The sequence below is a fragment of the Streptomyces sp. NPDC054847 genome, from assembly GCF_053610925.1.
Genome location: NZ_JBSGZJ010000262.1, coordinates 1 through 9,975, shown reverse-complemented (window position 1 = coordinate 9,975; position 9,975 = coordinate 1). Strand labels below are relative to the sequence as shown.

At 71.2% G+C, this 9,975-nt stretch carries 8 protein-coding genes and 1 riboswitch; of the genes, 2 read left to right on the top strand and 6 right to left on the bottom strand.

Annotation, left to right across the window (positions count from 1 at the left end; genetic code table 11):
- Positions 1-35: 35 nt before the first annotated feature.
- Complete coding sequence (locus ACWGH4_RS23175; protein WP_453463977.1) at positions 36-614, bottom strand: Uma2 family endonuclease; 579 nt, start codon at positions 612-614, stop codon at positions 36-38.
- Positions 615-733: 119 nt separating this feature from the next.
- Positions 734-860: riboswitch (cobalamin riboswitch) on the top strand.
- Between the two features lie 131 nt (positions 861-991).
- Here ACWGH4_RS23175 and ACWGH4_RS23170 point away from each other — a divergent pair.
- Positions 992-3,340: a ribonucleoside-diphosphate reductase subunit alpha gene (locus ACWGH4_RS23170; RefSeq protein ID WP_453463974.1), complete on the top strand. Its 2,349-nt coding sequence runs from the start codon at positions 992-994 to the stop codon at positions 3,338-3,340.
- Positions 3,340-4,353: a ribonucleotide-diphosphate reductase subunit beta gene (locus ACWGH4_RS23165; protein ID WP_441264113.1), complete on the top strand. Its 1,014-nt coding sequence runs from the start codon at positions 3,340-3,342 to the stop codon at positions 4,351-4,353. The genes ACWGH4_RS23170 and ACWGH4_RS23165 overlap by 1 nt, the downstream gene beginning before the upstream one ends.
- Positions 4,354-4,433: 80 nt before the next feature.
- Here ACWGH4_RS23165 and ACWGH4_RS23160 read toward each other — a convergent pair whose 3' ends face one another.
- From ACWGH4_RS23160 to ACWGH4_RS23140, 5 genes are all read right to left on the bottom strand, one after another.
- On the bottom strand, positions 4,434-5,171 hold the full coding sequence (locus ACWGH4_RS23160; RefSeq protein WP_441264112.1) for a D-Ala-D-Ala carboxypeptidase family metallohydrolase: 738 nt from the start codon (positions 5,169-5,171) through the stop codon (positions 4,434-4,436).
- 164 nt (positions 5,172-5,335) lie between these two features.
- Positions 5,336-5,980 (bottom strand): peptide deformylase, encoded by a 645-nt coding sequence (def, locus tag ACWGH4_RS23155; protein ID WP_453463970.1) that lies wholly within the window; start codon positions 5,978-5,980, stop codon positions 5,336-5,338.
- An 82-nt stretch (positions 5,981-6,062) separates the two neighbouring features.
- Positions 6,063-7,043 (bottom strand): tetratricopeptide repeat protein, encoded by a 981-nt coding sequence (locus ACWGH4_RS23150; protein ID WP_189466066.1) that lies wholly within the window; start codon positions 7,041-7,043, stop codon positions 6,063-6,065.
- A gap of 146 nt (positions 7,044-7,189) precedes the next feature.
- Positions 7,190-8,377 (bottom strand): HD domain-containing protein, encoded by a 1,188-nt coding sequence (locus ACWGH4_RS23145; protein WP_441264110.1) that lies wholly within the window; start codon positions 8,375-8,377, stop codon positions 7,190-7,192.
- A gap of 91 nt (positions 8,378-8,468) precedes the next feature.
- On the bottom strand, positions 8,469-9,851 hold the full coding sequence (locus tag ACWGH4_RS23140) for an HD-GYP domain-containing protein (protein ID WP_453463965.1): 1,383 nt from the start codon (positions 9,849-9,851) through the stop codon (positions 8,469-8,471).
- Positions 9,852-9,975: the final 124 nt, after the last annotated feature.

Sequence of the window (9,975 nt, the reverse complement as noted above, 5' to 3'; positions counted from 1 at the left end):
CCCCCGGGAAGCGCGGCGGCCCTTCGTCTTCGGGGTCAGTGCACCCAGTCCTTGAGCTGCTCGGTCGCCAGTGTGATGTCCACCGGGGCGGGCAGGGTGATGTCCTTGCCGAACGGGACCGTGTGCGCGTTCTCATAGCGCACGCCGTCGGGCTGGCTGTAGACCGTCACCTCGCAGCTGTCCCGGTCGATCAGCAGGTACACCGGGATGCCGGTCTGGGCGTACGCGCGCGGCTTCTCCACCCGGTCACGCCCGTCGGTGTCCGAGTCGTACGAGGTGACCTCGAGGACCATGAGCACCTGGTCGGGGTCGGCCCATTCACCCTGGCCGACGAAGGCACCGCTGGAGGCGAGCGAGCCGTCCGGACGGGCCCGGCCCTTCCGGTACTCCTGCACCTTGAGCCCTTGGTCGGGATAGAGCCACAGCTCCGGACGCGCCTGCATACAGATGCGCGTCAGCCACTCGATGATGCGCCCGTGATCTCCGTCCGGCACTGCCTTGCTCCTGAGCTTCCCGTCGATCAGTTCCAGACGCACGCCCTCGGTCGTGCGGGCCAGTATCCGGAAAGCCTCGTCGAAGTCGTCGGTGTCCAGGTGCGGGCGGTCGGTGGTCACGGTCGTGGACCCTCCCTTCACCGACCACGATAGCGGGGCGGACGCCCCGGTGCCCGGACATCGACTTCCCACCCGGAGACACAACATATGGGGGTGGCTGACTCAACCGCCCCCACATGTATGCTCATCTCGCTGTCGCCGCAGGGGAATCCGGTGTGAATCCGGAACTGTCCCGCAACGGTGTGATCCGGTGCGCTCTGCCGTACCCGTTCAAGTCCGAGGACCTGTCGACGGCGCATCCGGTTCGACCGATCCGGATGCCCAGACGTCCGGGCCTCGCGGTTGGGCCGGTGGACGCCGTGCGCCGTGCTGCCCCGTCACACGTGCCACGGCCCGCCCCCTCCGCCGGCCCAGAGCCGAGCGAGGGAGAGCATCACATGACCATCGCGCCAGCCGATCCGGTCTCAGCGACGGAGAACGACGGCCCCGGGACCGCGCTGCTGCGGACCTTGACGGACCTGACGGCGGACCTGCCCGACACCGACCCGGGCAAGGTCGCCGCGGCCGCGCTGCGCGGCCGCAACGCCGGGTCCGACGCGGCGGAGCTGCACTCCCTCGCCGCCGAAGCGGCCGCCGGACTCATCTCGGACGACCCCGCCTACTCCCGGCTCGCCGCGCGTCTGCTGACCCGCACGATCGCCGAAGAGGCGGCCGGGCAGGGCGCTTCCTCGTTCACCGCCTCGGTCGCCACCGGTCACCGCGAGGGGCTGATCGCCGACCGCACGGCCGCCTTCGTGGCACTGCACGCCGCGCGGCTCGACGCGCTGATCGACCTCGAGGCGGACGACCGCTTCGGCTACTTCGGCCTGCGCACCCTCTACAGCCGCTACCTGCTGCGCCACCCGATCACCCGCCAGGTCGTCGAGACTCCCCAGCACTTCATGCTCCGCGTCGCCTGCGGGCTCGCCGAGGACGACTCGCAGCGCGCCCTGGAGGAGGTCGCGGCGCTGTACCGGCTGATGAGCCGGCTGGACTACCTCCCCTCCTCCCCCACCCTCTTCAACTCCGGCACCCGCCACCCCCAGATGTCGTCCTGCTACCTGCTGGACTCGCCGCTGGACGAGCTCGACTCGATCTACGACCGCTACCACCAGGTCGCGCGCCTTTCCAAGCACGCGGGCGGCATCGGGCTCTCGTACTCCCGTATCCGCGCCCGCGGTTCACTGATCCGCGGCACCAACGGGCACTCCAACGGCATCGTCCCGTTCCTGAAGACCCTTGACGCCTCGGTCGCCGCGGTGAACCAGGGCGGCCGCCGCAAGGGCGCGGCCGCCGTCTACCTGGAGACCTGGCACGCGGACATCGAGGAGTTCCTCGAGCTGCGCGACAACACCGGTGAGGACGCCCGCCGTACGCACAACCTGAACCTGGCGCACTGGATCCCGGACGAGTTCATGCGCCGCGTCGAGGCGGACGCCGAGTGGTCACTGTTCTCCCCGGTCGACGTCCCGGAGCTGGTCGACCTGTGGGGCGAGGCCTTCGACACGGCCTACCGCCGGGCGGAAGCCGCGGGCCTGGCCCGCCGGTCCGTCCCCGCCCGCGACCTCTACGGCCGGATGATGCGCACACTCGCCCAGACCGGCAACGGCTGGATGACCTTCAAGGACGCGTCCAACCGCACCGCCAACCAGACCGCGGAGCCGGGCCGGGTCGTGCACTCCTCCAACCTGTGCACGGAGATCCTCGAGGTCACGGACGACGGCGAGACGGCCGTGTGCAATCTCGGCTCCGTGAACCTCGGCGCGTTCGTCAGCGGCGACGGCATCGACTGGGAGCGGCTGGACGCCACCGTCCGCACCGCCGTCACCTTCCTGGACCGCGTCGTCGACATCAACTTCTATCCGACGGAGCAGGCCGGGCGGTCCAACGCCAGGTGGCGCCCGGTGGGCCTGGGCGCGATGGGCCTGCAGGACGTCTTCTTCAAGCTGCGGCTGCCCTTCGACTCGGCGGAGGCCCGGGCCCTTTCGACGAAGATCGCCGAGCGGATCATGCTGGCGGCCTACGAGGCCTCGTGCGACCTCGCGGAGCGCAACGGGCCCCTGCCGGCCTGGGCCGAGACGCGCGCGGCACGCGGCGTGCTGCATCCCGACCACTACGACACGACGCCGAGCTGGCCGGAGCGCTGGGAGGCGCTGCGTGCCCGGATCGCCGACGTCGGCATGCGCAACTCGCTGCTGCTCGCCATCGCGCCGACCGCGACCATCGCCTCGATCGCCGGTGTCTACGAGTGCATCGAGCCGCAGGTCTCCAACCTGTTCAAGCGCGAGACGCTCAGCGGCGAGTTCCTCCAGGTCAACTCCTATCTGGTGGAGGACCTGAAGCGGCTCGGAGTCTGGGACGCGCAGACGCGGGAGGCGCTGCGCGAGGCGAGCGGCTCGGTGCAGGGCTTCACCTGGGTCCCCGAGGAGATCCGCGCGCTGTACCGCACCGCCTGGGAGATCCCGCAGCGCGGCCTGATCGACATGGCGGCCGCCCGTACGCCGTTCCTGGACCAGAGCCAGTCGCTGAACCTGTTCCTCGAGACGCCGACGATCGGCAAGCTCAGTTCGATGTACGCGTACGCGTGGAAGCAGGGGCTGAAGACCACCTACTACCTGCGCTCGCGCCCGGCGACCCGGATCGCGCGCGCCGCGTCGGCGGCCGTCCCGGTCCCCGCGCAGGTGACGGCCGAGGATGCCGTCGCCTGTTCCCTGGAAAACCCCGAGTCCTGCGAGGCCTGCCAGTAATGAGCTCCACCACCAAGAACCTTCTCGACCCCGGCTTCGAGCTCACTCTGCGGCCCATGCGCTACCCGGACTTCTACGAGCGCTACCGGGACGCGATCAAGAACACCTGGACGGTGGAGGAGGTCGACCTGCACTCGGACGTGGCCGACCTGGCCAAGCTCTCCCCGGGTGAGCAGCACATGATCGGCCGGCTGGTCGCGTTCTTCGCGACGGGTGACTCGATCGTGGCGAACAACCTGGTGCTGACCCTCTACAAGCACATCAACTCCCCCGAGGCGCGGCTGTATCTGTCGCGGCAGCTGTTCGAGGAGGCCGTGCACGTCCAGTTCTATCTGACGCTGCTCGACACCTACCTTCCCGACCCCGAGGACCGGGCGGCCGCCTTCTCGGCGGTCGAGAACATCCCGTCCATCAGGGAGAAGGCCGCGTTCTGCTTCAAGTGGATGGACTCGGTCGAGAGCATCGACCGTCTCGAGTCACGGGCGGACCGCCGCCGCTTCCTGCTCAACCTGATCTGCTTCGCGGCGTGCATCGAGGGCCTGTTCTTCTACGGCGCCTTCGCGTACGTCTACTGGTTCCGCTCCCGCGGTCTGCTGCACGGTCTGGCCACCGGCACCAACTGGGTGTTCAGGGACGAGACGATGCACATGAACTTCGCCTTCGAGGTCGTGGACACGGTCCGCAAGGAGGAGCCGGAGCTCTTCGACGACGAACTGCGGCAGCAGGTCACCGACATGCTGAAGGAAGCGGTAGAGGCGGAGCTCCAGTTCGGCCGTGACCTGTGCGGCGACGGACTGCCGGGCATGAACACCGAGTCGATGCGCGAGTACCTCCAGTGCGTCGCCGACCAGCGGCTCACGCGCCTCGGTTTCGCCCCGGTGTACGGCTCGCAGAACCCGTTCTCCTTCATGGAGTTGCAGGGTGTCCAGGAGCTGACGAACTTCTTCGAGCGCCGCCCGTCCGCCTACCAGGTGGCGGTCGAGGGGTCGGTCGCGTTCGACGACGACTTCTGACCGTCCTTGACGGCGCTCGAGAAAGCAGCGGCCCGCGCCTCTCACGGGGGGAGGCACGGGCCGCTTCGGCTTCGGGTGCCTCAGATGCCGCAGCTGGGGGCGGACCAGTAACGGCTGCCTCGGTGGTCGAGGTGCGTGTGGTCGTTGTGGCCGGGGTAGCCCGGGCCGAGGATCCCGTTGAAGCCGTGGTTGCGGGCCTGCTGGGCCAGCTTGCACAGCGAGTGCGGTCCGGCGCCCAGGTCGGCCGCGTCGCCGTAGAGGTGCCGGCTGCTGGACGCGCCGCCGACCGCGCTGTTGCACGAGTACGACCGGAAGCCGCTGGTCACGGTGATGGGCTGGTCGCCCAGGGCGTGCCGCAGGGCCTCCAGCTTCCACATCGTCCGCAGCGCGTTGGCCTTGGCGGTCGCCGCGCTCACCGCGCCACCGGACCAGGTGGAGTTGCAGCGGTTGAGTTCGGCGTAGCTGAAGTGGGCCGGTGTGCAGTCGCTGTCCTGGAGGGCGTAGATCTTGCTGAAGGTGGCGGGACCCGCGACGCCGTCGGCGGCGAGGCCGTAGGCGGACTGGAAGCGCTTGACGGCGGCCGTGGTGGCCGGCCCGTAGGAGCCGTCGACGGCGAGCACGGCGCCGTAGCCCGGGTAGCCGGACATGCGGATCTGGAGCTGGCTGACGTCCGAGCCGGAAGCCCCCTGGGACAGGGTGCGTGACCAGGTGTAGCAGTCGTCGGCCTGCGCGCTCCCGGCGGTCGCGACGACCCCGCCCAGACCGGCAACCATGAGCATGACAATAGAGAGCAGAAGTCGTGCGGTGCGTCTGAACATCGAGCCTCCATACCGGGTGGGGACGGTGCAACCACTGAGACTGGCGGGCCGTTCCACGCGCGTCAACCACGCCTGAGCAGGCGTCATTTGTCCGCCCAATGACGCCTGCGTGAACAGCGACGGCCCCGCTCGCGCTGAGCGGGGCCGTCGGACGTTGCGTTGGATCAGTCGTTCGGGACGACCTCGTACCGCGGGGTGCCCTCCGCCATCTGCCGCAGCGCGTCCTTGCGCTCACGCTTGGAGAGACGGTCGATGTACAGGTACCCGTAGAGGTGATCGGTCTCGTGCTGGAGGCAACGGGCGAAATAGCCCGTGCCCCGCACCTTGATCGGATTGCCCTGCGCGTCCTGGCCGCGGACCACCGCGTAGTCGGGACGGGCCAGCGAGGCGTACGCCGTCGGCACGGACAGGCAGCCCTCGTTGGAGTCGTCGAGGACGCGCTCCTCCGGCGGCAGCTCCTCCAGGACCGGGTTGCAGACCACGCCGGTGTGCCGCACGCCGTCGTCGTCGGGGCAGTCGTAGACGAACACCTTCAGGTCGACACCGATCTGGTTGGCGGCCAGCCCCACGCCCTCAGCCGTCTTCTGGCTGGCGAACATGTCGTCGATGAGGGCGGCGAGCTTGTCGTCGAACTCGGTGACGTCCTTGCACTCCTTGTGGAGCACGGGGTTCCCCACGACCGTGATCGGACGCGACGTGCCGCGCTCGCGGTACGCCAGTTCCCGCTCCTCGCAGTTCTCCGTGTCCACGAGGAAACCCCCCTCGTCGACCCGCTGGTCCGTCCCCTGCTCCGACTGCTGCGACGCCATGTCAGCCTCTGCGCCCTTCTCAGTACCCGACCATGGCCCGATGCCCGGTCACTCACGTGTCCGTACAGCCTACGGGCAGGCGTCAGCAGACTTCCTCGAGATCCCGCCACTCCCGGGAGTCCGGGCTGTCGGCGACCCAGCCGTCGAGCAGGCCCCGCACCAGTCCGGCGGGCGCCGCTATGCCGCACTCGCGCTCCGGCGACCAGAGATCGCCGCCCGTACGGTGTCCCAGCGGCCCGGGATGGCCGGGCTCGCTGTGGTCGTGCGGATCGAGGTGCTCCCCCTCGCCCTCCGCGCTCGGCATGCTCCCCTCGGAACAGGCCCGGCACAGCAGCCGCACCGAGGAGGACCAGTCCTCCGCGGCGAATCCGGCGTCCGCCGCCAGCCGCTCCAGAGCGTCCCGGTCGGACTCCGTCGCCGCCTCCAGCAGGACCACCCAGGTCGGGACGGGAGAGGGGGCCCAGAGCTCGATCTCGTCGAAGACCGGGAAGGACGGACCCGCCGTCGTGGTGCGCTCGCCGTTCGGGACGCCGTCGTGCAGCACGACCTCGCCCCAGCGCCGCCCGGACGACGGCAGCGGAATGGAGAGCACCTCTATCCGGGCCGGGTCGAGCCTGCGGCCCCACACCACCTCGGCCTCGCCCTCCGGCGAGAGCCGCACAGCGGCGCTGCCCAGGTCCATACCGACGGGCTCGCCGTTCGCCGCGGCCGCTCCCGGGACCTTCAGGCCGTACGCCTGCCAGGCCCGGCGGGCCAGCGGCCAGTCCTGGAGGGCGGTGGCGGCGATGCCGACGTTCCACCAGTCCGGGGCGCCCGTCTCCTTGTCCAGCAGCGCGACCGCCCGCAAGCCCGCGGCGCGGGCCTGCTCCCAGTCGTGCCGGAACTTGTGCAGCAGCGCCAGGTTGAACCAGGACTCCGAGAGCCAGGGCTCAAGATCCGCCGCCCGCGTCAGCAGCGCGCCCGCGTCCTCGTACCGGCCGTCGCCGATCAGCGTGAACGCGCGGTCCGTGGCCTGCCGCCAAGAGGCGGAGGGCCGATGCCGTACCTTCCCGAAGATCCTCACGATTCCCGCCTGCCGGTCGCTCGGGGCCCTGCCCGGACGCATGACTGCCTGCCTGCTTCTGTGCCTTCTTTCGCATCCAACCATGCCCGGTCGCAGGCTCGCTCATTACCCATGGGTTACCCCGTGGGAACAGGGGCCGGGCCGCTTCACACAAGGACTCTGCCCAGGACCCTGGCCAGGGATTCGACCACCTCGGGCTGGTAGTCGTGCCCTGTGCCCAGCCTCAGCTGCTCCAGTGCGGCCAGCGCCCCGCCCGCTCTGCCTCCGCTTCCCCCGGCGAGGTCGTCGTATGCGTTGACGGCCCGCACGATCCTGGCGGCCAGGGGCTGGTCCCGGTACGGGTCGGCCTGCTGTTCCACGACGGCGGCCACGGCCGCCGGGACGCCGGTGCGCCGGACCACGGCACCGCCGAGCAGCGCGATACGGCGCTGCTCGGCCGGCGGCAGCGACGCGGTGGCACCGTCCGGTACGGGGTCGACGAGGGACAGCTGCCCGATGTCGTGCATCAGCGCCGCGTACTCCAGCAAGGTCAGGTCGGGCCCGGACAGACCCATCTCCCGTCCGACGGCCGTGCTGAGCTCCGCGACGCGGCGGGCGTGGCCCTGCCGTGTGTAGCCGGCGATCTCGGTGGCACGGGCGAGGGAGGCGATCGTCTGGCCGTAGGTGGCGCGCACGGCCGCGTACCGGCGGAAGGACAGCTGGGTGAGCAGCAGCGGCACACAGAACACCGGCAGGGCCCACAGGCCCGCGACCGCCACCGCCAGGGCCATGACCGCGCCGGTCGCGCCGACGGCCGAGCCGATACCCGGCAGTGCCCGCAGCTCGTCCCGCAGCAGCGGCCCGAAGGGGTGGCCGGTGTGGGCGCGCAGCATGACGGCGGCCAGCACGGCGTCGCACAAGGCGGTCAGCACCAGCAGGACCAGCAGGAAGAGGGCGTAATAAGGACCCTCCCCGAGCCACAGGCCCAACTCGCCGGAGGTGTACAGCGGCTGGAAGCACACCGCGGCGAATCCGACGGTCAGCACCCGCCGCGCCACATGGTCGAGCGCGGGCCCCTGACCGCGGGCGACGTGCGGCACGGCGCCGACGAGTGCGCCCGCGACGACGACGGCGACGACCTGGAAGGCCCCGTGCCCCGTCGGCTCACCGGCGCACTCGCCGAGCAGGGCGTACGCCAGCGCGCCCGCGGCCCCCAGCGGGGCGGGCTCCCTCTCCCCGGGGACCGCTCCCCACCGGGCGAGCTCCCCGACGGCGATGAACGCGCCGAAGGCGAGGGCGTTCGCGGGCTGTGCCACCCCGTGGGTCACGACCCAGGCGAGGGCGGCCGCGGTCACGGCGACCGCGGCGGTGTGGATGACATGGAGGACGCGTGCGGGCCGGCGTGCGCGGGGGCCTTTCTCGCCCGCCTCCGCCGGGGTGGGCCGCTCACCCTGTCCGTATCTGATGCGAAGCCCCCGTTCCCGGCGACCGCGGCGTCCGGGGCGGCCCCGTCGGCAGCGCCGCCTCGTCCGAGGTCACCGATGTCTGCCACCCGTGCCGTTCCAGCGCGCGCACCAGGGCGCGCACCATGCGCGGGTCGAACTGCGTACCGGCGCACCGCTCCAGCTCGCGCAGGGCCACCGCCACCGGCCGGGCGCGCCGGTAGGAGCGGGTGGACGTCATCGCGTCGAACGCGTCGGCCACGGCCACCACCCGGGCGAACTCAGGGATCTGGTGACCGACGAGTCCGTACGGATATCCGCTGCCGTCCATGCGTTCGTGGTGGTGCAGGATCGCCGCCCGGGCCTCGCCCAGGAAGCCGATGCCGCGCACCATCTCGTGCCCGTACTCCGGGTGGAGCTCGATCACCCGCCGTTCCTCCGGTGTCAGCGGCCCCTCCTTGCGGAGCACCCTCGTCGGCACCCCCAACTTGCCCACGTCGTGCAGGAGGCCGGCGAACCGGACGACCTCGAGGCGCTCCTCCTCCATGCTCAGTTCCCTGGCGATCAGCACCGATGCCCGGCCGACGCGTTCGCTGTGCCCGCGCGTGTACCGGTCCTTGATGTCGACGGCCTGCACCAGGGCCCGGATCGTCGCCTGATGGGCGGCGCGCTCCCGGTGGTACTGGGCGAAGATCCAGCAGGAGATGTACATGGGCAGCAGCACGAACAAGGCGGAGAGCGGCCCGTACGAGCTGCCCCACAGGACCGCCATCATGAGCCCGGCGAGCCCGTGCACACAGTGCGGCGCCGCCGAACCGGAGAGATCCCGCCGGACGGCGGGCGGGGGAACCCTCCCCCACCGCGTACTGCGCGTAGGAGGCACCCCGACCGCCGTGGCGCGGATGCCGCCGTCGAGGACCGTCAGCAGCAGACAGCAGGCGAGCGACCCGGCGAGGGCCGGCACGAGCGCGTACGGGAAGTCCGGTGCCCGCAGCGCCTGTTCGCCGCCGAACAGCAGATACGCGTGGGCGGCGCCCCAGGTGGCGAGGCCGAGCCGGGCCGCGCGCCACGTCCGCCGGACCCCGGCCGGCGGTCCGTCCACCCGCCCGAGCAGCGCGCCCGGCACGGGGACCAGAGCGGCCGCGGCGGGCGGCAGGAGGAAGGCGGCCGCCAGCAGCACGGGGAAGAAGGTGCCGGCGCCGACGGGGGCGGAGTCGTCGCCGCGACGGCGGGCGGGCAGCTCGCCCACGGCGTACAGGGCGGCGAGCAGCAGTACGGTCGGCCACGGCACCACGGCTGCGGGGAGGGCCACCGGAACGGCGGCGACCGCGGCACAGAGGATCACGGCAAGGATGTACGCGCGCGCCGCCGCCGGTATGGCCGTCACTGCTCACGCCCTCCTCACCGACCTCCTCGAGCAGCGCCACGCTAACGAGTTGCGGAGTGACAGGAGGACGTACGGCGAGCATTCGCACGTACGGGTGACAGAGCCGGCAACGCACAGGGTGCGC

Coding starts and splice junctions, on each gene's coding strand:
- ACWGH4_RS23170 (WP_453463974.1), top strand. CDS start 992: ATGACCATCGCGCCAGCCGATCCGGTCTCAGCGACGGAGAACGACGGC.
- ACWGH4_RS23165 (WP_441264113.1), top strand. CDS start 3,340: ATGAGCTCCACCACCAAGAACCTTCTCGACCCCGGCTTCGAGCTCACT.
- ACWGH4_RS23160 (WP_441264112.1), bottom strand. CDS start 5,171: ATGTTCAGACGCACCGCACGACTTCTGCTCTCTATTGTCATGCTCATG.
- def (WP_453463970.1), bottom strand. CDS start 5,980: ATGGCGTCGCAGCAGTCGGAGCAGGGGACGGACCAGCGGGTCGACGAG.